Source organism: Acidicapsa dinghuensis, assembly GCF_025685685.1.
GTDB classification, from domain to species: domain Bacteria; phylum Acidobacteriota; class Terriglobia; order Terriglobales; family Acidobacteriaceae; genus Acidicapsa; species Acidicapsa dinghuensis.
Map to the genome: position 1 here is coordinate 238,721 of NZ_JAGSYH010000007.1, position 26,686 is coordinate 265,406.

At 57.0% G+C, this 26,686-nt stretch carries 20 protein-coding genes and 1 tRNA gene; 14 read left to right on the forward strand and 7 right to left on the reverse strand.

The window, feature by feature from the left end; all coding sequences use genetic code 11:
* The first annotated feature begins 124 nt into the window (after window positions 1-124).
* A complete protein-coding gene (locus OHL22_RS25145; RefSeq protein WP_377819616.1) occupies window positions 125-223 on the forward strand; it encodes an ATP-binding protein in 99 nt (32 codons plus the stop codon).
* An 85-nt stretch (window positions 224-308) separates the two neighbouring features.
* Window positions 309-1,028, forward strand: coding sequence for an alpha/beta hydrolase (locus tag OHL22_RS20510; protein WP_263341475.1), 720 nt, complete (start codon window positions 309-311; stop codon window positions 1,026-1,028).
* Between the two features lie 1,067 nt (window positions 1,029-2,095).
* Here OHL22_RS20510 and OHL22_RS20515 read toward each other — a convergent pair.
* From OHL22_RS20515 to OHL22_RS20525, 3 genes are all read right to left on the reverse strand, one after another.
* A tRNA-Arg gene (locus tag OHL22_RS20515) sits at window positions 2,096-2,172 on the reverse strand.
* Window positions 2,173-2,234: 62 nt separating this feature from the next.
* Window positions 2,235-2,507 (reverse strand): hypothetical protein, encoded by a 273-nt coding sequence (locus OHL22_RS20520; protein ID WP_263341477.1) that lies wholly within the window; start codon window positions 2,505-2,507, stop codon window positions 2,235-2,237.
* 21 nt (window positions 2,508-2,528) lie between these two features.
* Complete coding sequence (locus tag OHL22_RS20525) at window positions 2,529-3,062, reverse strand: TlpA family protein disulfide reductase (RefSeq protein WP_263341479.1); 534 nt, start codon at window positions 3,060-3,062, stop codon at window positions 2,529-2,531.
* Window positions 3,063-3,065: 3 nt separating this feature from the next.
* On the opposite strand from OHL22_RS20525, the gene OHL22_RS20530 reads away from it, so the two are divergent.
* The gene (locus OHL22_RS20530; protein ID WP_263341480.1) at window positions 3,066-4,142 is read left to right on the forward strand and encodes a glycosyltransferase; all 1,077 of its coding nucleotides are present in this window, start codon (window positions 3,066-3,068) and stop codon (window positions 4,140-4,142) included.
* Between the two features lie 40 nt (window positions 4,143-4,182).
* Here the strand turns inward: OHL22_RS20530 and OHL22_RS20535 are convergent, their stop codons facing one another.
* Window positions 4,183-6,699 carry an ABC transporter permease gene (locus OHL22_RS20535; RefSeq protein WP_263341481.1) on the reverse strand — a complete coding sequence of 839 codons (2,517 nt, stop codon included), beginning with the start codon at window positions 6,697-6,699 and terminating at the stop codon, window positions 4,183-4,185.
* An 81-nt stretch (window positions 6,700-6,780) separates the two neighbouring features.
* Here OHL22_RS20535 and OHL22_RS20540 point away from each other — a divergent pair, with 81 nt between their 5' ends.
* The 4 genes from OHL22_RS20540 (at window position 6,781) to OHL22_RS20555 (ending at window position 12,408) form a co-directional block, all read left to right on the forward strand.
* The gene (locus OHL22_RS20540; RefSeq protein WP_263341482.1) at window positions 6,781-6,969 is read left to right on the forward strand and encodes a hypothetical protein; all 189 of its coding nucleotides are present in this window, start codon (window positions 6,781-6,783) and stop codon (window positions 6,967-6,969) included.
* A 231-nt stretch (window positions 6,970-7,200) separates the two neighbouring features.
* The gene (locus OHL22_RS20545) at window positions 7,201-8,403 is read left to right on the forward strand and encodes an acyloxyacyl hydrolase (protein WP_263341483.1); all 1,203 of its coding nucleotides are present in this window, start codon (window positions 7,201-7,203) and stop codon (window positions 8,401-8,403) included.
* Window positions 8,404-8,698: 295 nt separating this feature from the next.
* Window positions 8,699-11,482 (forward strand): response regulator, encoded by a 2,784-nt coding sequence (locus OHL22_RS20550; protein ID WP_263341484.1) that lies wholly within the window; start codon window positions 8,699-8,701, stop codon window positions 11,480-11,482.
* Entirely contained in the window at window positions 11,479-12,408 is a 930-nt protein-coding gene (locus OHL22_RS20555) for a GGDEF domain-containing protein (protein ID WP_263341486.1), read from the forward strand. The genes OHL22_RS20550 and OHL22_RS20555 overlap by 4 nt, the downstream gene beginning before the upstream one ends.
* 106 nt (window positions 12,409-12,514) lie before the next feature.
* Here OHL22_RS20555 and OHL22_RS20560 read toward each other — a convergent pair whose 3' ends face one another.
* On the reverse strand, window positions 12,515-14,698 hold the full coding sequence (locus OHL22_RS20560) for a winged helix-turn-helix domain-containing protein (protein ID WP_263341488.1): 2,184 nt from the start codon (window positions 14,696-14,698) through the stop codon (window positions 12,515-12,517).
* A 238-nt stretch (window positions 14,699-14,936) separates the two neighbouring features.
* On the opposite strand from OHL22_RS20560, the gene OHL22_RS20565 reads away from it, so the two are divergent.
* From OHL22_RS20565 to truB, 5 genes are all read left to right on the forward strand, one after another.
* On the forward strand, window positions 14,937-15,539 hold the full coding sequence (locus OHL22_RS20565; protein WP_263341490.1) for a hypothetical protein: 603 nt from the start codon (window positions 14,937-14,939) through the stop codon (window positions 15,537-15,539).
* Between the two features lie 316 nt (window positions 15,540-15,855).
* The gene (locus tag OHL22_RS20570) at window positions 15,856-16,299 is read left to right on the forward strand and encodes a 6-pyruvoyl trahydropterin synthase family protein (RefSeq protein ID WP_263341492.1); all 444 of its coding nucleotides are present in this window, start codon (window positions 15,856-15,858) and stop codon (window positions 16,297-16,299) included.
* On the forward strand, window positions 16,296-16,703 hold the full coding sequence (locus OHL22_RS20575) for a 6-carboxytetrahydropterin synthase (RefSeq protein ID WP_263341493.1): 408 nt from the start codon (window positions 16,296-16,298) through the stop codon (window positions 16,701-16,703). Before OHL22_RS20570 ends, OHL22_RS20575 begins: the two co-directional genes overlap by 4 nt.
* 233 nt (window positions 16,704-16,936) lie before the next feature.
* Window positions 16,937-17,548: a GTP cyclohydrolase I FolE gene (gene folE, locus OHL22_RS20580; RefSeq protein WP_263341621.1), complete on the forward strand. Its 612-nt coding sequence runs from the start codon at window positions 16,937-16,939 to the stop codon at window positions 17,546-17,548.
* A gap of 145 nt (window positions 17,549-17,693) precedes the next feature.
* Window positions 17,694-18,557 carry a tRNA pseudouridine(55) synthase TruB gene (gene truB, locus OHL22_RS20585; protein ID WP_263341495.1) on the forward strand — a complete coding sequence of 288 codons (864 nt, stop codon included), beginning with the start codon at window positions 17,694-17,696 and terminating at the stop codon, window positions 18,555-18,557.
* 76 nt (window positions 18,558-18,633) lie between these two features.
* Here the strand turns inward: truB and OHL22_RS20590 are convergent, their stop codons facing one another.
* Window positions 18,634-19,686: an energy transducer TonB gene (locus OHL22_RS20590; protein ID WP_263341497.1), complete on the reverse strand. Its 1,053-nt coding sequence runs from the start codon at window positions 19,684-19,686 to the stop codon at window positions 18,634-18,636.
* 311 nt (window positions 19,687-19,997) lie between these two features.
* On the opposite strand from OHL22_RS20590, the gene ileS reads away from it, so the two are divergent.
* Together ileS and lspA are read left to right on the forward strand one after the other, a co-directional pair.
* Window positions 19,998-22,919, forward strand: coding sequence for an isoleucine--tRNA ligase (gene ileS, locus OHL22_RS20595; protein ID WP_263341498.1), 2,922 nt, complete (start codon window positions 19,998-20,000; stop codon window positions 22,917-22,919).
* Entirely contained in the window at window positions 22,916-23,485 is a 570-nt protein-coding gene (gene lspA, locus OHL22_RS20600) for a signal peptidase II (protein WP_317890913.1), read from the forward strand. Before ileS ends, lspA begins: the two co-directional genes overlap by 4 nt.
* Window positions 23,486-23,560: 75 nt before the next feature.
* Here lspA and OHL22_RS20605 read toward each other — a convergent pair whose 3' ends face one another.
* Window positions 23,561-26,455: a TonB-dependent receptor gene (locus OHL22_RS20605; protein WP_263341500.1), complete on the reverse strand. Its 2,895-nt coding sequence runs from the start codon at window positions 26,453-26,455 to the stop codon at window positions 23,561-23,563.
* Between the last annotated feature and the right edge of the window lie 231 nt (window positions 26,456-26,686).

A 26,686-nucleotide genomic window follows, 5' to 3' on the forward strand; every position in this document is an offset into this window, starting at 1 on the left:
CCCAGCCTGGCGAAGCCAATGGGTTCGGAAGGTCGAATAGCAGTCTCGCAAACCAGCGGGGGACAAGGCACGCGCTACCAATAGCGGCGGATCTGGTCTTGGATTATCCATCGCAAGGCGCGCCGTGCTTTTGCATCGTGGTGAAATCCGCGCAGAGAATGCCTCTCCCGGACTTCTGGTAAGTATCACGATTCCGCTAAATCCGATTCCCGCTCAAGATTAAAGAAGCCGCATAACCGAGTAGTGCGCAATATGAACACACATTATGATGCGGGGTCATCCATCATCCTATGAAAGAGAGTGAGACGATGGAGAAGCCTACCGAGAATCAAGTCAACCGCGACTTAAGTGAGTCTGACAGAGTGCCCGTCAAACTCAACGATGCAGTCTCAGGAGAATTCCTGACCGAAACGTTAGAGTACGACGGTGGGCGGCAGGTCACGGTGTACTATCCACCGGCTACTCCGGAAGGGATCGTCTTCGCAGGAGACGGTCAGCGAATTGCCAGGTGGGGCCAGCTGCTCGAGCGGGCTAAGCTACCGCCCACGATGATCGTCGGTGTCCATGGGCTCGTCGATGAGACACTACGTCTGCACGAGTACTCACCAGGCTTTGAGCAAGAGCGGTTCGCGGCACACGAGAAGTTTTTCGTCGACGATGTTCGCCAATGGACGAAGTCGCGGTTTGGCCTTGAACTGCCCGCTGAGCGCACCGCTGTCCTCGGCGTCTCCGCAGGTGGAGAATTAGCCCTCGCTCTCGGGATTCGGCATCCACAGGTTTATGGTGCAATCTTTTGCGCATCTCCAGGCGCCGGCTACAAACCACCCGCTGTTATACCGGGTCCACTCCCCCGCTCGTACCTCCTGGCTGGCACACAAGAGCCGTTCTTCCTTGAAAACGCAGCCAAGTGGGCGGAGGCATTGCGCGTTGCCGGCGCGGATGTGGTCATGAAAGAGCGAGCTGGATCGCACGGCGGCGCATTCTGGAGAGAAGAATTTCCGCTCATGGTGGCGTGGGCATTCGGATGATGAGCCGATATCGTAAACACGACTGACGCACAAAAACCATGCACTTACCGGTACGGAGCTTACTGGTACGGAGTTGGAACTGACAAGCCGGCTTGCGTGAAGTGATGAGTGATCTCATGTGGCAGATTGCCGTAAATCAAAAACTTCAAATTGACCCACTATCCATAGCAGCCCATCAAAACGCTCGCAAGATGCACAAAGCAAACTCAAGAATTCTTAAGTTTCGGCCTCGGACATCTCGTCTCTAGTTGTCCTCAGAGGGCCGGTGATATCGGCCAATCGGGGGCCAAGTGGCGGGCTTTAGTGTCGAGTGACGGACATCACAGATAAAGTCTCTCTTCATTGCTTAAATGGACTCAACACAGCAATCAAAGATGGTTTTCGTCAGAGGCTCTGGGGAGCAGACACCACACCTGCTCGGCTACCAGCTGATCACTTCTGCAACCCCGTATCCCACCTAAGATTTCTTAAGATTAAAGACGCTCGGCAGCGGGTCGCCTCTAACAGCAGGCTGTTGCCCATAGAGTTAAAGACGGTGTCGTTCTGCTGGGATTCAAGATCAATGGACTACTGATTTTGATCCACCCGGAAAGGCTACGTTGACGGCCTCTTCAAACAAACTCCCAGCAACGGCTCGCCCAGCTCGTTCTCTGCCTTCGTGATGACCGTCTTTCTTTTGTCGAAGCCGCGCCCCACAACCCCACAAAATGACAAGCGAACAGATCACCTGATCGATTACCCCTGCGGGCGTGTCTTGCATCTAAAAGAAAGACGCGAAAGGAGGATAAGACTCCATGATCGCTATTGGATTTCTCGCAATATCTCTGATCTTTCTCATGATTTTCTTCGTGGCGAAGCGGCGAGTTAAGCAGTGACTTTTGAGTTGCAGAGAAAAGTAATCGTCGCAACTCATGCGCACGTTTGAACCAAGCTCGCCAAACCAGACGTGTGCAGATCAGGAACGGCTTGACCTTCCGCGGCAGCCTGAACAAAATCGCAAGAAAGCGATCAGTCGCTGCGCTCCAGATGTTTGAATTCAAATTGTTTTGGAAAGAATTAGTAAGCTATGGTGCGCCCGGAGAGATTCGAACTCCCGACCCTCAGATTCGTAGTCTGATGCTCTATCCAGCTGAGCTACAGGCGCACAACGTTGCATTGCGCAACCATTTAAGAATACCAAGAATCGCGTCCTAAGGCAACGCGTCTTCAGGCCTTCGCAGGCTCTGCAGCCGCTTCCACCGGTGGCGGAGGCGGCACGAGCGGCAACTCCTCCACCACATGCAGACCCGAACGCCGCACCAGCCCTGTCACCGTAGCCGCAGTCAGCCGCGTCGCATCGTACTCCATGCGCAGCGTCTTCGCTTCGCGGTCAAATTCCATGCGGCGAATCCCATAAACCTCGCGTGCATTGCCCAGTGCAAACACCGCCGATTCCGACGGCTCACCCTCATAACGGTACAGAATTTCCAGCTGCGTCATAGCTCGATGATACCAATCCTTCTATCCAAGTGTTTTCAGATACCGCAAAATCTCCGGATCGGTCCAATCCGTTGCTCCAATGAACCGCCGCCGGATGTAGCCATTGCGGTCAACCACAAAGGTCTCCGGCCACCCCGTCACCTCAAACTTCGTCGCAGCCGATTCTTTCGGATCCCACACCGTCTGAAAATCCATGCCATGGGCTTTCACAAACTGCCGGTAGTCGTGCTCCTCTTCATCAATATTCACAGCCAGAATCGGATATTCCGGGTGCTCATGATGAAACGCCTCCAGCGATGGCAGCTCTTCAATGCAAGGCGGGCAGTGGCTCCACCAGAAATTCACAATCACCACCTTGCCGCGGTACGCACCAAGATGAATCGAGCTCGTATTATCCGTGACCGTAAAATCCGGCGCGGGCTTGCCGATCTCCTGCGGATGACTGCCCCGGTCGCAGCCTGAGCCAAGCATCGCCAGACCAAGAGCTGAAGTGACAAACAGCGTTTTGAATTTCCACGGCCCCACATACCTATAATACGGAGCGGGAGCCGTCACGCGATGATCGAGGCCACAATCGAGACAGAATCACAACCGCAGGCCCTCATCGAGCTCTCCGTCATCGTCCCCGCCCGCAATGAAGAAGACTGCATCGGCGCCTGCCTCGAATCCCTCGTCTCCCAATCCAGCGAATTCTTCTCCCTCGGCCGCGACTGGGAAATCCTCGTCGTCGATGACGGTTCCACGGATCGCACCCGCTCCATTGCCCGCAGCTTTGCAGGCGTCACCATCCTCGACCCCTTCAAGCTCGAAGCTGGCTGGACCGGCAAAGCCAACGCCTGCTGGACCGGCGCACAACAAGCCCGCGGCCAGTGGCTCCTCTTCACCGACGCCGACACTATCCACGAGCCCGGCAACCTCCGCCGAGCTATCCATGAGGCCGAAAAATACAACGTCGGCGCACTCTCTTACTCGCCCAAACAGCTCGTCTCCGGCTTCTGGCAGCGCGCGCTCATGCCGCTTGTCTTCTGCGAACTCGCCCTCGCCTACCCGCCAGAAAAAGTCTCCAACCCCGCCGTGCGCATCGCCGCCGCCAACGGCCAGTTCTTCCTCTTCAAGCGTGAGGCCTACAAGGCCCTCGGCGGCCACGCCTCCGTCAAATCCGAAGTCCTCGAAGACGTCGAGCTCGCCTTCCTCGCCAAGCGCCGCAAAGTCGGCCTGCGCTTCCGTTATGCCGCCGATGCTCTTTCCACGCGCATGTACCGCTCCACCGCCGCCATGATCGAGGGCTGGACCAAAAACCTCGCCCTCCTCTTCGGCAATGCGCTCATCCTCGCCATGTGGCGTCTGCTCGATATCGCGTTGCTCCTCGGCCTTCCATTCCTCGCCTGGCAGTTCCGCGACTACGGCGTGCAGCACGTCCCCTTCTTCACCGCCGGAGTATTGCTGATCCTTATCTGGCTGCGCACCCTATGGCGCTTCTACGCCCGCGTCGCGAAATCCAACTTCCCCGCCGCCGATTGCGCATTATCCCCAATCGCCCTACCGCTCTTCGCCATTCTTCTCTATCGAAGCTGGTTCCAAAACAGCATCCTCCACCGCGTTACCTGGAAAGGCCGCGAATACAGCACGAGATAACCCTCGATCCGGCACACAGGAAAAGCGAATAGGGCAGACGCTATTCCGCACGAAGCGCCTCGGTCGGATCAATGGATGCGGCGCGGTGGGCAGGCAGAAAGCTGGCAAGCAGCGCGGAGACAGCCAGTGTTGCCGCCACGGTCAACAGCGTTCCCACATCTCCTCGGCTCACTCCAAAAAGCATGCTGCGAAGAAGACTCGTTGCGGGCAACGAGCAGACCATCCCGCCGGCGATTCCAAAAAGCGCAAGCCATCCAGCTTCTTTCAAAACAAGCCTGTAAACAGCAGACCTCTGCGCCCCCAACGCCATGCGCACTCCAATCTCACGCCTGCGCTGGCTCACGGAGTAAGAAATCACACCGTAGACGCCCACTGTTCCAAGCAGCAGCGCCAGCGATGCAAACCCTGCCACCACCCATGCTGCGGCACGATGCAGATAAGCCGTTTGTGAGTTGTCGATCCTGTCGGCCATCGTCTCTGCTTCATCCGCAATCAAACCGCGATCGATTTGATGAAGCGCCTGAATCATGGAAGGAAGCACAGCTCTCTCGGATTGAGAGGTGCGAACAGAGACATAAAACTCATTGGTTGGGATTTGATTGAAGGGACTATAGACCGCCGCAGTAGATTTCAGATCCAGCGCCCCATCCTTCAGATCATCGACAACTCCGACAATCTCCAGAGGATGTTCTTTGTCGTACTGATCGATGATGTATTTCCCCAGCGGATCTTCATCGGGAAATACCTGCTTTGCCATCGTCCGGTTGATGATCGCCACCCGCTGCTTGGAGCCATCGTCCGCCTCAGTGAAATACCTGCCCGCCACAAGCCGCACCTTCAATGTCTCGAAATATCCCGCACCCACCATTTGATCTACCGCTTCATCGCCCAACCCGGTATAGCTTCGGCCTTTGACATGAAAGTGAGCCAACATGTGTTTGTATCTCTCTCCGCTTGCGAGGTTCAGCTCGCCAGAGACACCAGTAGAAGTTACGCCCGGCAGCGTCGACATCGCGGCTACGACTTGCCTCTCCAATGCGATGTTGCGTTTATCGTCCTGCCATGGTCCGGGGCTCGTCACATGCACCATCGCGAGATGATCGGCGGCAATACCCATATCGACATGCAGCAGGCGATAGAGGCTCTTAGTCAGCAAACCCGCCCCTACCAGCAACACCACCGTGATCGCCAGCTCCAGCGCCACTAGATTCGCGCCAAGTCTGCGCCAGCCTCTGCCGGCGGAAGATCGGCCACCCTCTGCAAGATCCTTCTGCATATCCGAACGCAGCAAATACAAAGCCGGACCAGCAGAGCAAAGCATCCCTCCAGCAATCGAAGCCATCGCAGCAAAGATCAGCAGATGCGAGTTAAATCCAAGCCCTTGTAAATACGGCATCTGGTGCAGCAGATTAGCCGGAATCGCCCCTGCAAGAACCTTGATCGCAGTGGCCGTCAGCAACATCCCCAGCGCCCAACCCGAAGCAGCGAGCAGAAAGCCTTCCACCACAAATTGCCGCACAAGACGGACGCGAGAAGCCCCAAGCGCGCCTCGAACCGCCATCTCCCGCCGCCGGCTCTCCGCTCTCACCAGCAGCAGGCTCGAAATATTTACGAACCCGATAAGGGTCAGAAGCCCCGCACCCCCAAGCAGCGCAATGAGAATCGGCCGGATATCCCCAAGAATGGCGTCCGAGAGCGGAATCATCACTGCGCTTCGGTCCTTGTTGTATTGCGGAAATTCCACCGCGATCTGCCGCGCAATCGATGTCAGGTTATCCAGCGCCGACGCGGCTGAGACTCCATCCTTGAGCCGCGCCACGCCGTAGTAAGGAAAGCATCCGTGATTGTCATCGCAAAGGCCGCGCAGCAGTATCCAGAATTCGGCCTGCCCAACGGGCGCAAAATGAAATCCCGGTGGCATCACCCCCACAACGAGAAAAGGGTCTCCATTCAGCGAAACCGTCGAGCCGAGGATGTTCTGGTTAGCGCCGAACCGCCTCTGCCAGCTTTCGTAGCTTAGAATGACGACACGCGGCGCACTCGGCAAGTCTTCTCCATGGCGAAAGTCACGGCCGAGCAAGGGCGCAATGCCCAGAGTGCTGAAAAATCCATCGCTGATAATGGCGCCTGAAACCTCTTCCGGGCTCGCACCACCGTCAAGCCTGAAACGATCGGGCCTATACACATCCAGCGTGCTGAAGACACGATTGCGTTCCTTCCATGCGTGATAGTCATAATCGGACAAGTGGTATCGTTCGCCGACTGGAATACGCTCATACAACGCTACGAGCCTGGACGGATCGCGATAAGGCAGCGGCTTCACCAGCACTGCGTCGACGAACGCAAAGATTGCAGCACTTGAGCCAATGGCCAGGGCGAACACCGCAACAACAGTGAAGGTAAAGCTGGGGTGTCTGCGCAATTGACGCGCTGCAAATCGCAAATCCTGTACAAGATCCTGGGCCAGGTGTGCTCCGTTGACCTCGCGTCCCTGGGTTCGCACATCTTCCCGGCTCTCGTCATTCGAACTTCGTGATGGCTCGCGTCGATCAGTCAAAGTGTGTGTCCCCCGTGGCCCAGACAGCCTCGTAGTCTATGCAGATGGACAGCTTACCTGACGTCGGTTTGAAAATCGGGTATGAAAACAATAAAACCACAGACAGTATCCTCAGGTGACAACTGGAGCGGTCTTGATATCCCTCCAGCAGCGCTCAAGGAGACACTGTCTGCGAATCCTGCAAGCAAGATCCTGCTATATCGAAGCTGGTTCCAGAACAGCATCCTCCACCGCGTCACCTGGAAAGGCCGCGAATACAGCACAAGATAACTTAAGTTTGCTTTGCGCATTGCTGGAAGCAAACCGCCATCTGTTCCAGGCATCTATCGATAAACACGGATGACGCCAACCTTTTTACGCAGCCAAAAATACTGTGACGCGTCAATCTCGATGTAAATAAGGTGTATTTGTTTCGTTGCCTTGCAAGCTCCGGTATAAGTGCGGTTTATTACCCGATCCATCAGAACATTCGCCGCACACGCCCACTGCTTGAGGTGGTGAATGATCTTAGGCCGCACCGCGTTTACAGCTTTCGTGTCTCTTCTGCCGCTGGCAACTCAACCAACTCCCGCGCAAACGGTGGCCACTCCGCCCTACCAGATCTACGCGGGCTATGTGTGGCAGTCCAACTACTTCAACGGCTTGCCCGGAGCGCACAACGGCATGAACGGATGGCAGGCAGGCGTTGGATTTCCCGCCTGGCACAATCTTCGTCCGCGGGTCGAGTTTTCCCGCTTCACAGGCACCAATCTCGGTGCTAACGAAGAGGTTTTCTCCGTCATGGGCGGCGGGCAATACGAGCATGCTGTCGGACGCGAACGCCTCTTCGTCGACGCCATGTTCGGAGATCTCGGGATGAATCGCTACTGGGGACCGCAAGGCGACCCCGGCGAATCCGCTTCATTCACCACTTCACTCGGTGGCGGCGTCGATACGCCTATCGATCACCATTTCGCCATTCGCGTAGAAGCAGACTGGCGCAACGAAAATCTGGCCCTGATTAAAGCTGTCAATTCCACCACGCCCTATAGAGTTCCCGGCCTGCCCCAAAACTTCGCGCTCATCTCCACCAGCCTCGTCTGGATGCCCAAAGAGGCCTCAACACGCGGCGCCTCACAAGGCAATTTCAGTCACGCGCCTGTCGAGCAGGAGTTGATCACGGAGAGTCTGAATTCCTTCGGCCACTTCCATATCTTCGCGAACTCATGGTGGAGCAACCTCAACGTCGCCGGCCTGGAATATGACCGCCATTCCTGGGGTTACGTTGCCGGAGCGCGCATGGACTACGTCGCCGAAATACTCCCGGTAGTCATCCTTCGCCAGCCATCCGTGACAGACCTCTATGGCAACGTCAGAAGTGGCGCCAATCGCACCGCGGTTCCGGGCCTCGGCCTGTCTCCTATCGGCCTTCGCATGATGTGGCTCGACCAGCACGCCGTTAAGCCCTATTACGAAATCAAAGGCGGCATGATCGGCTTCACAAAGAAATCCCTCTCAGACTATGCCTCCTATGAGAACTTCAGCCTCCAGCAAAGCCTCGGCGCTCAAGTTCGCCTCACAAACCAGTGGGACATGCGCGCCTCGATAAGCTTCTTCCATTTCTCCAACGCCTTTGTCGTTCCAATCAACCCCGGAATCGACGAAATGGCATGGAGCGCCGGACTGAGCTACAAGTTCAAAAAACAATCCACCACAGGCGAATAATCGACAGATATCCGCATCTCCTGAATCTGCCGCAGGCTTCATTCCGCGATGCGGTTGAACTTTTCCCCTTTCGGGACTACATTCGTGCCCCTGCGTTCTCGACGCAGGCACCCGATGTCAGATGGGCACGGGCCTATTCACTCCTAAACGTTACCTTTGGTGAGGTTAGGAAGCGTCCCCTCAAAGCGGATTAACCGCTCATACGGAAGAACCGCAGAATTTAGCACAAAAGTGTTAAATATTTCACAAGAAAGTAACCGATACTTACATTACCAATACTTAACAGGGGGCATCCATGGATCATGCAGCCATGCTCGCCGGCGCGTATGACTACCGCCTCGTCACTGTCTCAGTTATCATCGCGCTGCTTGCGGCTTATGCCGCTCTCGACCTCGCCGGCCGCGTCACAGCTTCTCGAGGCTTCGCGCGGTCTCTCTGGCTTGTCGGAGGAGCATTTGCGCTAGGGCTCGGCATCTGGTCGATGCACTATATCGGCATGGAAGCCTTTCTGCTTCCGGTCCCTGTTCTCTATGACGTGCCCACCGTTTTCCTTTCCATGTTTGCTGCGGTTGCGGCATCCGGCATTGCGCTTTTTATAGTAAGCCGCAGCAAGATGAGCATTTTAACCGCCGCCATCGGCAGCATTTTCATGGGTTCGGGAATTGCGGCCATGCACTATGTGGGCATGGAGGCGATGCGGCTTCCAGCAATGTGCCACTACAACCTCAAGATCGTCACTCTTTCCGTTGTCCTGGCGATCGTCATCTCCTTTGTCGCGTTGTTGCTTACGTTTTCGACTCGCGAGCAGGCCGAATCCATCAGTTGGCGCAAATCGATCTGCGCAGTGATCATGGGACTGGCCATTCCCGTTATGCACTACGTAGGCATGGCCGCGGTCAGCTTCACAGCCATGCCGCTCGATCCTAACAGTCTCAATCACGCAATCAGCATCTCCTCTCTCGGCCTCGCCGGCATCGGTTGCGTCACAGCGTTCATTCTCATTTTCGTTTACATCTCCGCCATGCTGGACCGAAAGCTATCGCTGAACGCAATGCAGTTGGAGCTCGCTGAACAGCGTCATCACCTTGATCTCGAACGTGAACGCGCGCACAACGCGGAATTCCGCACCAAAGCGAAGAGCGAGTTCCTCGCCAACATGAGCCATGAGATCCGAACGCCGTTGAATGGAATTATCGGAATGACGGATCTGGCGCTGGAGACCGAGCTCACGCGCGAACAGCGGGATTACCTCCAGACGGTAAAGCTCTCTGCCGATTCGCTGCTCGGGGTCATCAATGACATTCTCGATTTCTCCAAAATCGAAGCCGGTAAAGTCGATCTCGAACAAGTGGACTTTGATCTCTATGAGTGCGTCGAAGGCGCGCTCAAAACTGTCGCTTTGCGGGCAGATGAGAAAGGCCTTGAGCTTCTCTGCGAGATCTCTCCTCAAGTACCTGCATTCCTTGCTGGTGATCCAAACCGCCTCCGCCAAATCATCCTCAATCTCATTGGCAACGCCGTGAAATTTACCGAGAAGGGTGAGGTGGCCATAAAAGTTCACGCCGAACTTATTGAAGACCGGGCATGCACGCTTCATTTCACAGTGAGCGATACAGGCATCGGCATCGCAGCGGAGAAGCTTGATTCTATCTTCGAATCCTTCAGCCAGGCCGATACATCGACGACGCGCGAGTTCGGCGGCACAGGCCTTGGACTCACAATCTCACGCCGGCTGTTGCAAATGATGGGTGGCAAGATCTGGGCTGAGAGCACGCCCGGCAAAGGATCACGCTTTCACTTCACAGCCCGCTTCGGAACCGCAGAAACATCCTCCACCGCGAGGCTAATCTCGACCGCTTCGTCGATTCTTGTCGGCGTCAAGGTTCTCATCGTGGACGACAACCGCACCAATCGCCGCATCCTGGAAGGCCTGGTGACGCATTGGGGCATGATTCCCACGGCCGCTTCAGATGGCGAAGAGGCGCTCAACCTGTATGCGGCCGCCGATGCGTCAGGCAGCCCGTTCAGCCTGATCCTCACCGACATGCACATGCCAAAGATGGATGGCTTCGGCCTCGTGGAGCGTCTCAGAAACAAGTCCGGCATATCTTCCTCCACGATCATGATGCTTACCTCGGGCGGTCAACGCGGCGACGCTCAGCGCTGCGGAGAGCTGGGAATTTCGGCTTATCTTCTTAAACCAATCCGGCAATCGGAACTGCGCGAGGCAGTAGCCCGTGTTCTTTCGGCGCATGAAGCAAAAGAGGTTTCCCCGGTGATTACTCGCTATTCGCTCCGCGAAATGATTCAGGAAAATAAGTCGCTTAAAATCCTGCTCGCAGAAGACAACCTCGTCAATCAGAAGCTTGCCGGCCGGCTTCTGGAGAAGCGCAATCATTTCGTGACCATCGTCGGCAATGGCAAAGAAGCTCTCGCTGCGCTGGAAAAAGACCATTTCGATCTCGTTCTCATGGATGTGCAGATGCCCGAGATGGATGGGCTTGAAGCCACCAAAGCACTTCGCGAACGGGAGCAGGCCACCGGCATTCGTCAGCCCATCGTCGCCATGACCGCTCTCGCCATGAATGGAGACAAGGAGCGCTGTATCGAGGCAGGTATGGACGGTTATATATCCAAACCGATCCGTCCTCAGGAACTCGATGAGGTCCTGGATAGCTATCTCGCTCTGAAAGTTGCGGAGCCAGCGCAGGATGAGTCTTCGCCCGCTACGAATAACTCAATCGATGTCGCGCAGTTGCTCGATCGTCTCGACGGCGACCTGACGCTTCTGGCCGAACTCGTGGCTCTCTTCCGCGACGAGTTTCCAGGCAACCTGCGCACGGCACAGCAAGCCATCGATCGACACGATGCCAATGGCGTACGCAGCGTCGGCCACGCCTTCAAAGGCGCGCTCGCCAACCTTTCCGCTATGGAAGCCTCCATGCTCGCCAGCGAGCTTGAGTCTATCGGCAAATCCCTTGACCTGACTGCGGCGCAGGCGACACTCGATCGGCTCGCACAAGAAATGAACAATGTGATGAGGAACTTGGAAGCCCTCTGCTCGACACACGCACAATGAAGATACTTATCGCAGAAGACGACCCGCTTTCCAGCCTGCTGATGCAGCGCACGCTGGAGAAATTTGGCTATGAAGTAGTGCTCGCGGAAGATGGCCACGCGGCTATTGAAATCCTGTCGCAGCCAGACGGTCCACGCCTCGCTCTCATCGATTGGATGATGCCGAAGCTTGACGGTCTTGAACTGTGCCGCGAAGTGCGAAGCGCCCAGCGCGAAGGCGCTTACATTTATATCCTCCTGCTCACGTCAAGACAGGATGCCGAGGATGTTGTCGCCGGACTCGAAGCCGGTGCGGACGACTACATCACCAAACCTTTCCATCCGGCAGTCCTCCGGGCGCGCCTCCATACAGGACGCCGCATTCTTTCGCTCGAAGAGACGCTTGTCCAGGCACGCGAAGAGATGCGATTCAAGGCCACACACGACGCACTCACATCTCTTTGGAACCGTGGATCGATTCTGTCCGTGGCCCGCAACGAGCTCCGGCGCTGTGAGCGGGAAACTCGACCGTTCTCAGTCCTGCTCTGTGACATAGATCACTTCAAGCAGGTCAACGACAACTACGGACATCTTGCCGGCGACATTGTTCTGGAAGAGGTAGGAAGACGGCTCGTCTCTTCCGTTCGAGATTACGATGCGGTTGGGCGCTATGGCGGTGAGGAGTTCCTGATCGTTCTGAGTAATTGCGACGAGAACAGTCTCAGGGCCCGCGCCGAAAACATTCGTTCAGCCATCGCATCGATGTCGATTCAAGCAGCCAATGCCGAGCTCTCAGTCACCATCAGCATCGGTGCGATAACATATTCCAGCTCACAGCCCGATGTTCCTTTGGAATCGATACTCGCTCAGGCAGACGCCGCACTCTACTGTGCCAAAGCGGAGGGTCGCGATCGCGCGATATTTGCGGCTCCTTTGATCGAGGCATGAAGTTCACTCGATGCTGCCGACTGTTTGAATCGTCATGTCGGCTCGATGGAGATATGCCCTACCGGACTTAGATTTCCGTTTCGAGAGCTGGCTGCTTCCCCTGTACTCAAGGTAGCGAGATCCGGTAGAGGTTACGGTGCACCACAGTGTTGACCCATGCATAGCGTTCGGGATCTCTACCCGGCACAAGAATCGCGCGATTCACTGACGTGGCTCCCTTGATGACGCCTGGTCCAGCCAGTGGTGGAATTCCCGTCGAAGGAATATCCGACAACTCTTCGGCTGGTCCGACGGGAATCGCCAGACTGCGACCGGGGCTCGTGAGTGACGGCTCGTCGACGGGGACAAACAAGAATCTCCCGTCCGTTGACCATCGCGGAACGCAATAGTCCACACAAAGCCGATGCGGCTTTCCACCATTGAGAGGAATTGCCGCAACTTCAGGACCACTGCCTCCCGGCACGTCGGGCAACGAGACAACAGCCCATTCACGATTTGGTGAAATGCCTTGAAGTCCCAGGATCGGATAAGCGAAGGCCCTTGAACGGTGAGATCCATCGGGATCGATCTGTCCGATATAGTTCTTGTTGCCTTCGGCATACTGGAACAGAATCTGCCCCTTGATCCCGAAATGGGGAGAGCGCACGCCGGAAATATCCACTCTGGTTACAGGCAAGCTTCGGTCCAGAGGAGCCAGCCACAACTGGCTCGGCTGGCCCGGCACAGCGGTTGTGTAGACTACCTGTTTTCCGTCAGACGATAGATCGAAGGCCGTCATGGCCACTCCGGAAAATACCGCTTCACTCTGACCCGATTCGACAACAGTGCGCCATAGTTCCGCGTTCGAATTGCCTCTACGCCGCAACAGGTAATAGAGGACACTGGCATCCTGATTAAAAACAGGCGGCGAAAGCCTGCCCTCAATTTCCCCCTCGGAAGAAAGTGGACGTTCCCCTGTCTTGTCATGGATCCAGATAGAACTTTCATGCACCCCAGCGGAAGTAATGAGTGCTCTCCCCGCCGGTTCCACAGCGATGCCATTCTCTTCCGTCGGCCCAAAAGTGACTTGCTCAGGATCGCCTTGAGGGAAACGCTGCCGCCAGATGTGACTTTGACCTTGCAACGACGCGGTGAAATACATCCAGTTGCCATCGGGAGACCATCCCGCTGCACTACATGAACCTGCAGGCCCAACCGGTACCGGCGGTGACTGAGCCTCCAGATCAACCAGCTTGCACTGCGCCCACTCACCGTTTCCGTTCATCTCTACGACTAATGCACGGCGGCGATCGGGAGACGGGAACGAGTAATGGGCCATACCCCGCTCATGCGCTGGAAAATAAATTTCGCGCAGACCCGAACGCGTTACCGTTGCGGTAACCACTCCCATGTGAATTCCCGAGCGAATCTCAGAAAAGAGTAGTCGCTGTTGATCGAGCCACACCAGACCCGCGGCGTTATCCAGCAGAAGATGAGGCTCGCCTCCCAGAGTCGATACTTCGACAGTAGAAAACGTTGATCCTTCCAGAACCGTGTAAGCAATCTCCGATCCGTCTGGTGAGAATGCAAGTCCATACTTAGGTCTGGAATCGTCTGTCACCCGCCTGGCCTCCCCAGCCGGCAGCATCTTCACATAGATCTGATCGGTGGAAAGAAACCCATTGCCACCGCGAATGAACGCCACCATGCGCCCATCCGGCGATAAAGCCGGGGCTATTGCCGAATCCGTGAAATCAGTGAGTTGTGTGTACTGGATCTCTGGTGAGTGCAGCCGCGGCCACAGTGCTATGGCGGCGATTGCGAGGATGGCGCAAATTACCACCCCACCGGCGCAGACAGTAAACAGCAACCATCGTGACTGCCGGGGTTCCTCCGCTGCCGGGTTGGGTAATGAAGCCGGGAGATCCTGCGCCTGCTCACTTGTTGTATCTGCCACCGGGTTCCGGATATCTTCTGCCGCATGAACTGGCGCAATAAAGCGATACCCGACTCGTGGAATCGTCTCGATGTAGCGGGGAGAAGCGGCTGAATCGCCAAGCGCATCGCGAAGCTTCTGAACGGATTTATTGAGTCCATGATCGAAATCGACGAAAACATCTGAGGACCAGAGACGCTGCCTTAGTTCTTCGCGCGTGACGATTTCGCCGGCGCGCTCCAGGAGCAGCGATAAGACCTGAATCGGTTGTTGCGGCAACCGGATCTTCATACCGTTCTTTGTAAGCTGCGAGCTTCTGAGATCGAGCTCGAAGAGGCCGAAACGGATGAGGCTTTCAGTGTGTGAAATGGTCACTCAATACCCCGTTGACGGTGAAAACCGAGTCTAGCATTGGCTTCCGTCGCGCGCATCTCTCTTTTCAGCCGGGTCAAACGGCAAGGGACGGATCTTTCTATCCCATTGCGGCGAAAGGAATTGCTTGGGGAGAAACAATCCACCCCGGAGGTATTGTTTCCAGTTTGGGAGTGGTGGAAACTCAACCCGCTTTGCTCGCCCATTGCGAGGAAAGGGAGAAGAAATGATGAACCCACTCATGAAGATCGTAAGACGGCTCCAGTCCAGGACGCCGTTTGCCGGCGGAGTCTACGGCAGCGCCCTGGCGCTTTCGTCGATTGCGGTACTGCTGTTCGGCGCGACGAGCGCCCATGCCGCCTGCGGGCTGACAACCCCAGGCCCGATAAATCCCATCGTGCTTCCGATGCTTGCTCACGCAGATAACGATCAGGACGGACGCTTTGCCCCTCCCAGTCACGAAGACTCAATCGTCGGCCTCTGGCATGTGATCTACACTGCGGGCGGCAGCACGTTCAACGAAACCCTCGACCAGTGGCACAGTGACGGCACCGAGTTTGAGAATGCCTGGCTGCCACCCGATACGGGCAATATCTGCTTCGGCGTCTGGAAGGATATTGGAGCGCGAACCGTGCGCCTACACCACATAGGATGGGTCTTTACTCCCGGCAGCATCCCTCCTACGGCCAGCGGTACCTTCACGCTCGACGAAACAAATACCGTCTCCCGCGACGGCAAAACCTACACCGGTACATTCACATTCAAGACCTTCAATATCGACGGATCACCTACAGGCGTGGAGGTAATGGGTACGATCGCAGCTACGCGGATCACGGTCGATTGAGAATAGCCATCTAAAGCCATTTTGCGGGCTCGTGACCAGCCTGGGGTTCTTCACTCGAATTGCACGTCAAGAGAAGTGAAGAACCTTCTTTGTATCTGGAACTCGTTTTTCTGGGATTGTGGTTTCCGGCGTCCGATTGACCGTTGCCCCTGGGGCCCAAGTCTGTACTCCACGCCATTTCGTCATACAGGAATTACTTGGCACGAGGCTGCGTCAAAGCCCAAATCGGGCAGTAGCCAGACTGCGCTTCCTGAATCTCCCACTTTTGGAAAGCATCTCATCCGCGTGGCATCCTAAATAAGAAGGACCATCGCGAATGATTCTCCTAACCCGCCGGGCCACATTCTCAGCCTCCCACTACTACTGGAATCCGAATTGGTCCGAAGAGAAGAATTTTGAAGTCTTCGGCAAGTGCGCCAACCGCAACGGTCACGGCCACAACTACACCCTTGAGGTCACCGTCTCAGGCACTCCAGACCCCATCACCGGCTTCGTCGTCGATCTCAAGTGGCTCAAAGACGTTATTGAAGACCACGTCCTCTCCGTCTACGACCATCGCCATCTCAATCACGAAGTCCCCGAATTCGAGACAGCTATACCCACCACGGAAAACATGGCCGTCTTCATCTGGAAACGCCTCGAGCTGCCTGTAGCCTCGGCAGGCGGCGCAAAGTTGAGCCGCATCCGCATCTACGAGACCCCCGACATCTTTGCCGAATATCGCGGTGAACTGGACGCCACCAGGGGAGCCGCAGGATGATCGCTTACTTCACGCGCGCCTATACCTTCAGCGCCAGCCATCGCCTGCATACCGATGCGCTCTCGTCCGGGGCCAACCGCACCACTTATGGCAAGTGCAATAACCCCTATGGCCACGGCCACAACTACCGCGTCGAAGTCACCGTCGCCGGCCCCATCGATTCCGAGACCGGCATGGTCATCAACATGGCGACCCTCGATTCCATCGTGCGAACGAAAATCCTCGACCGCTTCGACCACATGAACCTCAACCTCGATCCACTCTTTGCCTCGCAGGTCTCCACAACCGAAAATCTGACCATTGAGATTTTCAACATACTTTTCGACGCGCTCAAACCAGCCCGTCTCCATCGGATTCGCATTGAGGAAACCGAAAACAACTTCTTCGAATACACCGGAAGCTGACGTTTATTGCGCAACGTCGCGCAAGGATTGCACAATGCGCAGCACCGATTGCGCATCGTTGAACGTCGATTGCACTTTGTGTGACACGGATTGCGCAACGAAAACCAGGTCTTGACATCGAATGACCTGTAGAGAGCGCCCTGTGGAGCATCACAACCGTTCATACTGGATATAAGGACCGCCACATGCCCCGACCCGTAGTCGTCAGCAAGACCGCCAAGCAAGCCACCGCAATGCAGAACCTAGCCCCTGAAACAGACGCGGGTGCAGGTCTGGCCGCTTATTCCACGCAGGACCTCTATCGCGAGTTGCTCGGCCGCTTCCATGAAGATCCCAATCGCGACGGTTTGCTGTCCACTCCCAAGCGGGTCGAGAGGGCCATGGCGGACCTCACCCGCGGCTACGACATGAACCCGACCGAAATCCTGCGCGGAGCGCTCTTCGACGTCGATTACGACGAGATGGTCATCGTCAAGGACGTCGAGATTTACTCCCTCTGCGAGCACCACATGTTGCCCTTCTTTGGACGAGCGCACGTAGCCTATATTCCAAATGGCAAGGTTATTGGTTTGAGCAAGATACCACGCTTAATTGAAGTATTTACTCGCCGCCTCCAGGTCCAGGAACGGATCACCACGCAGGTAGCCGACGCCATCCAGGAGGCGATCAACCCACGCGGAGTTGGCGTCGTCATCGAGGCGCGGCATCTCTGCATGATGATGCGCGGCATCGAGAAGCAGCAGTCCTCCACCGTCACCTCAGCCATGCTCGGTGTCTTCCGTGAGCAGCAGACCCGGTCGGAGTTCCTCTCGCTCGTTCGCCAGCATCACTCCGGCAATCTCTGACTCTCATAGGAAGGCAAACCTTCAAGCACGCCCACACTGGGTATTTAATTCATTTAGATCCATACGCTTGCGCCCAAATATCTTATTTTTCGCTTCACGCCAGCGCGGCTTCTTTTCCTCTTCTTAACCCGCTAAACTCAAGGAAGTGAACGGGCTATTAATCATCGATAAACCCGGCGGCATGACCTCCCATGACGTCGTCAACCGCGTACGCCGCATCGCTGGCGAGCAATCCGTCGGCCACCTGGGTACGCTCGACCCCATGGCCACCGGAGTGCTCCCTCTGCTCCTTGGCCGCTTCACGCGCCTCGCCCAGTTTTTCTCTACCGCAGACAAAACCTACACAGGACATATCCGCTTCGGCTTCGCCACCGATACCTACGACGCCGAGGGCCAACCGCAGGGCATCGCCGTCACACCATCGCTGACACTCGATCAGCTCCGCGTTGCTGCAGCCCCGTTCCATGGCGAAATCGAGCAGATGCCGCCCGCCTTTTCAGCCAAAAAGATCGGCGGCAAGCCAGCTTACAAACTAGCCCGCGAAGGCAAACCAGTTGAGCTGAAGCCCAAAACCATACAGATTCACGAATTCGAAATCACCGGCCTCGATGACGATACAGCTTCCTTCCGCATCCAGGTCAGCGCCGGGGGCTACATCCGCTCAGTTGCGCACGAACTAGGCCAAGCCCTCGGCTGCGGAGCCCACCTCAACTCCCTGCGCCGCACCCAGGCTGGCGCATTCACCATTGCCCAGGCCCACACCCTCGACGCCGTTGCGTCCTCCAACGCCGAGCAGTTCCTTATTCATCCGAGAAAGCTGCTGCCCGAGATGCCCAGCGTCTGTGGCGACGCCATCGCGGTGGGCAAGCTCCGCAACGGCGCACAGGCCAACCTGCCCGAGTACTCCGACGCCGAACAGATCAAGGTCTTCGACGGTCAGCGCGATCTGGTAGCCATCGCCCGCCGCATTGCAGGAACGCTCTTCCAGCCCACCGTGGTCCTGGGCTAACAGTACAGCCAAAAGCCAAAGAGCCGCACTGGGCATCCCCAATGCGACTTCTTTGAACAACTTACAGCCAAAACTTCTAGTATAGCCGGAACCTGACCTCGACGCTGACCATCACCGGCACCGCCTTCCCGGTTTTCTGATCGATCGACGGCTTGAACTTGTACTGCTTCACCGCCTCGACCGCCTTCTCATCCAGCCCCATACCCAGCGTGCGACTGACATGCACGTTCTGCGGATTTCCCTGTGCATCCACGATCAGCGTAACGACCACAGTGCCTTCGTACTTCGCGCGCCGCGCCTCATCCGAGAACTCAGCCTCGACGGAGTGAATCAGTTGCGGAGCGGTTACGCCATCGCCGATGCGCCGCAATCCACCGCCAACGTTGCCGCCAGTTCCCGGCCCGAAGCCGTTGCCATTACCACTGCCAAGACCGCCGTTGCTGCCGCTTCCCATGCCACCGCCAGATCCTGAGCCGGCGGACGCCAACGTCACATTTGGCGAGTTCGTCGCGCCCACCAGAGGCAGCGTCGGATTATCCGGCAGCTTGATGTTCTGCTGCACATCGATCGCAGCTGCAATCGGAATCTTCGGTTTATCCAGCTGCACCGGCGTAGGCGGCACAATCGGATTCTTCTCGATCTTCGGCAGGTGTCCCTTGTTTACCGGCACCACATCATGCGCGCCGCCACCACCGCCGCCACCAATTTTGCCCGCCTTCGGCGTTGTCGGCTTCCATGCGGAGATGTCGATGTTGCCCAGTGTTACCGTCTTCACTACCGGAGCAATCTGGTTGCGGAAAGCAAAGAGCAGCAGCGCCAGAATTCCGAGATTGATACCTGCGGAAATTGCGAACGACAGCGGGCTTCGCTTCACCGCCATCGGGTCCGCGACGGCAATAGGCGTACTAGTCAGCTCGAGAGGCGGCAGTTTGGTTGGAAAAAAGACGTCGTGGACGCTCTCGAAGAGATCTTTCCAGATTGGCTTTTCTTCAAAAGCCTTTCCTAGAAATGCATCCAGCTCGTGTCCAGTCTCAGCTGGAGAAGCGCTCGTAGCGTCGCCTTTTTGGCCGTTCACCGAGCCAGGCGCGCTTGCCTCGGTCTCTGGCTGGTTTAATAGATCGTTTGCCATAGTCTGCCGGTTCGTATTCTCCCCTTCATAACCGGGGCGGCTGAGGTCATCCCAATGGCCTTTTGGCCGGTACTCTGACCCATCTCATCATTATGATGGACCCTGCGCCTCGCTGTCTCGTATTCGAGATCACTTCGGCACACTACTTCTGTTGTACACGGATTGCAAGTACCACATGCCCCGGAATACACCAAACCGGAACAGGCCATTATTCACAATAGACGAGACACGCGGGGTGTAGTTACCGGATTTTCTTTTTCTTCCATTTACACTGAAATTTGGACTCTTTCCATCTGTAATCCGGAGTAGGAATGCCCGCTGTGCCTGAACTCAAGGCGACGCTCACGTTGCCCAAGACCGACTTCCCTATGAAAGCCAACCTGCCTCAGAACGAGCCCACGCGGCTCCAGCGCTGGGCAGAGATGGACATCTACGCCCGTCTCCGCGAAACCTCCAAAGGCCGCCCCAGCTACATTCTTCACGACGGCCCTCCCTATGCGAACGGCCCCATTCACCTCGGCCACGCGCTTAACAAGGGACTTAAAGATTTTGTCGTTAAGTCCAAGACAATGGCGGGTTTCGACTCTCCCTATATTCCCGGATTCGACTGCCACGGCCTGCCCATCGAGATCAAAGTCGATGAACAGTTGGGCCGCAAGAAGCTAGAAATGCCGGCTCCAGCAGTGCTTGAAGCCTGTCGTGCTTACGCACAGAAATATATCGACTTACAGACAAAGCAGTTCGTGCGTCTCGGTGTCTTCGGTCGCTGGGACGACCCGTACAAGACCATGTCGCGCGACTACGAAGCGCGTACGCTCGAAACCTTCTACGGTTTTTTCGAGAAAGGCTTCGTTTACCGCGGACTCAAGCCGGTTTACTGGTGCATCCACGACCGCACCGCCCTCGCCGACGCCGAAATCGAGTACGAGCAGCACACCAGCCCGTCGGTCTACGTGCGCTACAAGCTCACTTCGGACGTCAAAGCGCTAGGTGAAGAAGCTGCTGCAAATCTCTCAGGTCGCGATGTTTACGTCATCATCTGGACGACTACTCCATGGACGCTTCCGGCCTCGCTCGCTGTCGCTTTCCATCCCAACTTCGAGTACGTCGCCTTCACCTCAGGCCAGGAGTCACATGCCCCGGCCTACATCGTGGCCGCTCCTCTCGCAGCGTCAGTCGCTACCGCTTGCCATCTCAGCGAGCCGACCGTGCTCGCCCGCTTCCCCGGTGACCGGCTCGACCGCGCGACATTCCAGCACCCGTTCCTCGATCGCTCCATCCTCGGCGTCAACGCCGAATACGTCACCGCCGACCAGGGCACAGGCGCGGTCCATACCGCCCCCTCGCATGGCGCAGACGACTTCTACACCGGCGTCCGCTATGGCCTCGATCCCACTACCCGCGTCGACAACGCCGGTGTTATCCACGTAGATACCTCGGCGTGGCACGAGCCTCAGCCGCCCGCCTTCGACGGCAAGCGCGTCTTCCAGGCCAACCCGCTCATCATCGAACTGCTCAAGGAGCGCGGCGCACTGCTCGGCAGCGAAAAGATCGAGCACTCGTACCCGCACTGCTGGCGCTGCCACAACCCGGTCATCTTCCGCGCCACCGAGCAGTGGTTCATTGGCATCGACATCCCTGTCCTGCGAGCGGACGGATCGGAAACCACCTTCCGTCAGCTCACCATCGAAGAGATCGCCAAGGTGAAGTGGGATCCGGCCTGGGGCCAGGAGCGCATCACCAACATGATCGCCACCCGCCCCGACTGGTGTATCAGCCGCCAACGCATCTGGGGCGTGCCCATCGCCGTCTTCCTGTGCCAGAAGTGCAACGCGCCCATCGAAGACGCAGCTTTGAACAAGCAAGTCGTCGAGCTCTTTGAGACCAGGGGGGCCGAGGCCTGGCACACCACCTCCGTCGAAGACCTGCTTCCCACCGGCACCGCCTGCAAGAAGTGCCACGCGTCCGGACCAGTCGGCGAAGTCTTCCGCAAGGAGACCGACATCCTCGACGTCTGGTTTGACTCGGGCTCAAGCTGGCACGCCGTTGCCGAGACCGACCGCGACCTGCGCGACGAATACAACAAGCCTGATCGCAAGGTTCTCTACCTCGAAGGCGGCGACCAGCATCGCGGCTGGTTCCATTCTTCCCTGCTGGCCTCGGTCGCACTTCGTGGACGCGCTCCATACAGCCATGTCGCCACCGCCGGATGGACGCTTGACGAGCTGGGCCGCGCCATGTCCAAGTCGCTCGGCAACGGCGTCGATCCCGTTGAGGTCGCCGAAAAGATGGGCGGCGAAATCATCCGTCTCTGGGTTGCCTCGGTCGACTTCCGCGAAGACATGGCCGCCAGCGACAACCTGATGAAGCGCTGCGCCGAAATCTACCGCAAGCTGCGCAACACCTTCCGCTTTCTACTCGGCAATCTCAGCGGATTTGACCCCGTCGCGCATCAGGTCGCAACCGCCGATCTGGAACCGCTCGACCGCTACATGCTGGCCCGCACCCGCGAGCTGACAGAACAGGTACTGCGCTGGTACGAAGCCTTCGAGTTCCACCGCATCTATCACGCCGTCAACGAATTCTGCATCGCCGACCTGAGCGCCTTCTATCTGGATGTGCTCAAGGACCGCATGTACACCTTCGCTCCTTCGTCGCGTGAGCGGCGCTCGGCCCAGACCGTGCTATGGAAGATCACCGAAGCGCTCGTCCGCCTCGTCGCTCCCATCCTCAGCTTCACAGCTGATGAGGTTTGGGATTACCTGCCCAAAGTCGAAGGCCGAGAAGCCAGCGTGCATCTTGCGCTCTTCCCCAAGCCTGAGGAAATCTACGCGGATGATCCTGCACCGATCCTCGCCGAGTGGAAGCATATCTTCGCGGTCCGCGATGCAGTCTTGCTAGTTCTCGAAGAGGCTCGCCAAGAGAAGCACATTGGCAAAGGACTTGAAGCCGACATAGAGATCGGTGCCGAAGGTGAGCTGCTTGCCCTGCTGCGGAAATATGAAGGCGGCCTCAAAGAAGTCTTTAATGTCTCTGCCGTCCGCATTCTGGATGGCGTGGAGCTTCGGGTAATTGCCCTTCCAGCAGCAGGCCACAAATGCGCCCGCTGTTGGAACTTCATGCCCGAAGTCGCAAACTACGGCGCATGGGCTGACGTCTGCACCCGCTGCCACAACGCGCTCAAGGCTATGGGCATCGAGCCGCCGACCGAGGCCGATGAGGCCGGCGCATGACCGAGACCTCACCCTCCACACCCCACACTCCATACACGGGAATGCACTCGCGTTCCCGCCTTCCCTGGCTTCTGCTCATCTCCGTTGTAGTCCTCGCGCTCGACCGCTGGACGAAGATATGGGTGGCTGCGCACATCGAGCTAGGTCACGCCATCACTGTCATCCCGCATGTCTTCCGCATCTCTCACGTGCTCAATGACGGCGCAGCCTTCTCGCTCTTCTCCGAGTCAGCCTCGCCCGAGCATGTGCGCTACGGCCTGATCGCTTTCTCAACGCTTGCGGCGCTCGCAGTACTCATCGTGCTCATCCGCATCGGCCGCCGCTTCACGCTGACCACCATCGCGCTTGCGCTGGTGCTGGGCGGAGCCATCGGCAACGACTACGACCGCATCCGCTTCGCCTACGTCGTTGACTTCCTCGAAGTCCATATCATCCACTACCACTGGCCCGACTTCAACGTCGCCGATTCAGCCATCGTCATTGGCGCCTGCCTGCTGCTCCTCGACAGCCTGCTGCCGAAGAAGCATGAGCAGCGCCCGGCGGAGTCCACGCCAGCCGCTGAATAAGTCCTGATCTGCAAGAAAAAGGCCGCGGGAGTGAATTGCTCCGGCGGCCCTTTTTATGCCTTCGTTGTTTGCTCTTCAGAACTGAAAAAACGTCTCAATATTGATCGTCCGGTCCGGAGATCCCGCGCCGAACATCGATGACAGCGAAGTAGACTGCCCAAACAGCGGGGACCCCAGCACCCCCACCGGCGCTGCGAGGTTGCGATGGTTCAACACATTGTTGGAAGCCACGGCAAAACCCCACGTGTACCTGCGCTGAATCTCCTTTTTCACCGGCTTGGCCGGAGCCTTCGCATCCTTGGCTGGTGCCGGAGCGGGAGGAGCGGGGTCCGGCACTACCGGGCCAAAGTTGAAGGTGCGGTTTACGCGAAGGTTGGCGATAAAGAGGCTCGGCCCTTTGCCGTAGTCAATGGGAATGATCTTCTGTCCGGCGATCGGGGCCGCATCAAACGTTCCCCACTTCGTCGCATACACGCTCGAACGCGTAAGGTCGGTAGCAAATGCAGGCCGGTCGTTAAAGATGGTGTCGCCATTCAGGTCTTGTCCGACTGTGATGTTGAACGGCGCACCCGACTGGTAGACGATAAACGGATTGATCCCGAACCGCCACGGCAGCCGCGTAAATCCACCGAGAAACAGACGCTGCCGGTAATCGTACGAGGCGCGCCCGTAGTCGTCATGCAGATCGTATCCGTTCGACGGAAACGAGCTTACACCCGAAGTATTCGCCTCGGCCTTGCTCAGCATGTAGTAGCCAAAGAGTCCCGCATGCTTCGTGTGCAGATTGCCATTCACCGCCAGCCGATTGCGTCCCGAGGCTCCCTCTGACTCAAATTCGTAGATGTTCTCGTCAGTCCCCATCGGCCTCGTTCCGCTCTCCGGATCGCTCGGGTCATACGTACCCGGCAGAGGCGCGTTGATATTGCGTGTCAGGAAGAGATGCTCGCCATGCGACCACATATACGTCGCCGACACCGATGCTAACTTCCCGATCGGCTTATCAATGCCGATTCCTCCCATCATCGTGTATGGAGCGCGCAATTCCGGATTGATCTGGTAGATCGTTGGCGCGCCCGCAGAGCTTGCGGCGCAGTTTCCTGTCAGTCCCGTGCATGTACCAGGAAAGAATTGCGGGTTGTTCACCACCGCTTCTGTCTGCGTCACGCCATTCTGCCGCTCCGCCTGCAGAATGTTTGCCGACGGAAACCGTTGGTAAAACCATCCGAACCCCGTGCGGATTACCGCACGCGGAGGCTTATTCTTTTCACCCGGAATCGCCCATGCCACACCCACACGCGGGCCAAAATCGGCATGATCGTGTATTTGCGTTTGCGACTCGAAGCGCAGTCCATAACTTAGAGTCACGTCCTTCGTAACTTTCCAGTTGTCCTCGCCATATGCTCCCAGATCAATCATCGAAGCTACGATACCGGCGTTGCCAAAGCTCTGTATGTATTGGCTTGCCCCTCCACCCGCGGCGAAGATCTGATCCCATGTCGGACAGTTTTGCGGTGTCTGCTGGCAAATGTTCAACGCCTGCTCGGTGATCTGGTACGCGGCTATGGATGCAAACGTAAACTGCCCATTGAAATTTGCTGTCGAGTAATTTGAGTCACGGACGCCGCGCAGCCGGGCTCCCATGTTCAGGTCGTGCTTGCCCACATCCATCTGCAGGTAGTCCTGAAACTCGTAGTGATCCTGGTTATCCTTCGTCAGCCCTGCAACATTGCCGCCGCCGGTGAACCCTCCCTGCACATTCACGGCAACATCGGTTGATACAGGCGTCGAGTTGTTGCGATCTCGCATGTACTGAAAGCGCGTCTCATTCACCACGTGCGCGCCATACGTCTGTGTATCGCTGAACTGCAGCACCTGTTCCGTGTTATCGATATTCAGCCCCTGCGAGGCCAGCGCAAACTGCCCCACGCCGCTGTTGGTCTGCGTGTTGCGCCCCAACTGATATCGCAGGCTGATCGTCTGCCGCTCGCCCCACTGCCAGTCCACGCGCGGAAAAAGATACAGCTCGGTCGTCGGCGTCGAGATCGACTGCACGAGGCTCTGCTGCTGCAAAGTGGTGGTGTCCAGGGTCACCGCATTCACAATCGCCTGATTCACCGAGTTCTGCCCATACGCACCCGTGAAAAACGATGCCTTCTTATTGATCGGACCATTCAAGTCGCCATCGAAGAGGAACAAGTGATACGCAGGCTGAAAGTTTACAAACGGATTCTGCGCATTCCACGGCGAGTCATTCCCGCGCATCCACACGTCGCCATGCAGCTTGTCTGTGCCGGGTTTGGTAAATATCTCAATGCGCCCGTATCCTAACTGGTCATACTGCGCCGAGTAAGGATTCTGATTGATCCGTATCTCGCGAATCGACGACTTAGGCGGTAGCTTACCCGCTGTAAATCCATCCACATAAAACTGCGTTCCTGACTCAGGATCTGACCCCGCAATCGCCTGCAACTGCTGCGTCATCTCGTCCGAGTCTTCCGAGAGCGAATCGAGCGCCGCGCCCTTGATTACAATTGCCGAACCGTTATTCTCGGGGCTGGCATCAGTCTCCGTGCCCGATACCTCAACCTGCTGTTGCTGCACTTCGATTGCAAGCGCCAGTATCACCTGCTGCACTTTACCCGCGGCCACCACGAGAACTTTGCTGGCTTTGCTGAACCCAAGCGATTCAGCTTCGACGGTGTACTTGCCTGGTGCGAGTCCCGGCACAGTAAACCGCCCCATCTCATCCGCTGTAACGGTCACAGGAGCGGCGCCGTCGCGCGTGATCGTCACTTTGGCGCCTGGAACCAGCGCGCCTTCCTGATCGGTTATGGTTCCGCTGATCGTTCCGGCCGTGGACGCCACGGCAGACGAATTATCGTCCGCAAAAACTGTTTCACTCCAGATGGCCCCGCAACATGGCACAACAGCCAGCCACAACCCAAGCAACACTCGAGCCCATAAACGCATAACAGAGCATTCCAATCCTAGCCCGCTACAGACGCACAGCAACACGCGCATCTGCCTCGCAGGAAAATGGCACAGCAAATCTGCACTACAGCTACTATCCGCAGCCAATAAATTGAAATTACCGTTGAAAAGTCAGGGCCAGACAAACGGCCCAGAGGGGAAAAGACGCGACGCTTACAGCACACCGCAGACAACGAGCGATCCACCCGTGCTGACTATCAGACGCAGCAA

Bases quoted from the DNA above. Each gene is read 5' to 3' on its own strand.
- OHL22_RS20510 (WP_263341475.1), top strand. From the start codon at position 309: ATGGAGAAGCCTACCGAGAATCAAGTCAACCGCGACTTAAGTGAGTCT.
- OHL22_RS20520 (WP_263341477.1), bottom strand. From the start codon at position 2,507: ATGACGCAGCTGGAAATTCTGTACCGTTATGAGGGTGAGCCGTCGGAA.
- OHL22_RS20530 (WP_263341480.1), top strand. From the start codon at position 3,066: ATGATCGAGGCCACAATCGAGACAGAATCACAACCGCAGGCCCTCATC.
- OHL22_RS20540 (WP_263341482.1), top strand. From the start codon at position 6,781: ATGAAAACAATAAAACCACAGACAGTATCCTCAGGTGACAACTGGAGC.
- OHL22_RS20545 (WP_263341483.1), top strand. From the start codon at position 7,201: ATGATCTTAGGCCGCACCGCGTTTACAGCTTTCGTGTCTCTTCTGCCG.
- OHL22_RS20550 (WP_263341484.1), top strand. From the start codon at position 8,699: ATGGATCATGCAGCCATGCTCGCCGGCGCGTATGACTACCGCCTCGTC.
- OHL22_RS20555 (WP_263341486.1), top strand. From the start codon at position 11,479: ATGAAGATACTTATCGCAGAAGACGACCCGCTTTCCAGCCTGCTGATG.
- OHL22_RS20565 (WP_263341490.1), top strand. From the start codon at position 14,937: ATGAAGATCGTAAGACGGCTCCAGTCCAGGACGCCGTTTGCCGGCGGA.
- OHL22_RS20570 (WP_263341492.1), top strand. From the start codon at position 15,856: ATGATTCTCCTAACCCGCCGGGCCACATTCTCAGCCTCCCACTACTAC.
- OHL22_RS20575 (WP_263341493.1), top strand. From the start codon at position 16,296: ATGATCGCTTACTTCACGCGCGCCTATACCTTCAGCGCCAGCCATCGC.
- folE (WP_263341621.1), top strand. From the start codon at position 16,937: ATGCAGAACCTAGCCCCTGAAACAGACGCGGGTGCAGGTCTGGCCGCT.
- OHL22_RS20590 (WP_263341497.1), bottom strand. From the start codon at position 19,686: ATGGCAAACGATCTATTAAACCAGCCAGAGACCGAGGCAAGCGCGCCT.
- ileS (WP_263341498.1), top strand. From the start codon at position 19,998: ATGCCCGCTGTGCCTGAACTCAAGGCGACGCTCACGTTGCCCAAGACC.
- lspA (WP_317890913.1), top strand. From the start codon at position 22,916: ATGACCGAGACCTCACCCTCCACACCCCACACTCCATACACGGGAATG.
- OHL22_RS20605 (WP_263341500.1), bottom strand. From the start codon at position 26,455: ATGCGTTTATGGGCTCGAGTGTTGCTTGGGTTGTGGCTGGCTGTTGTG.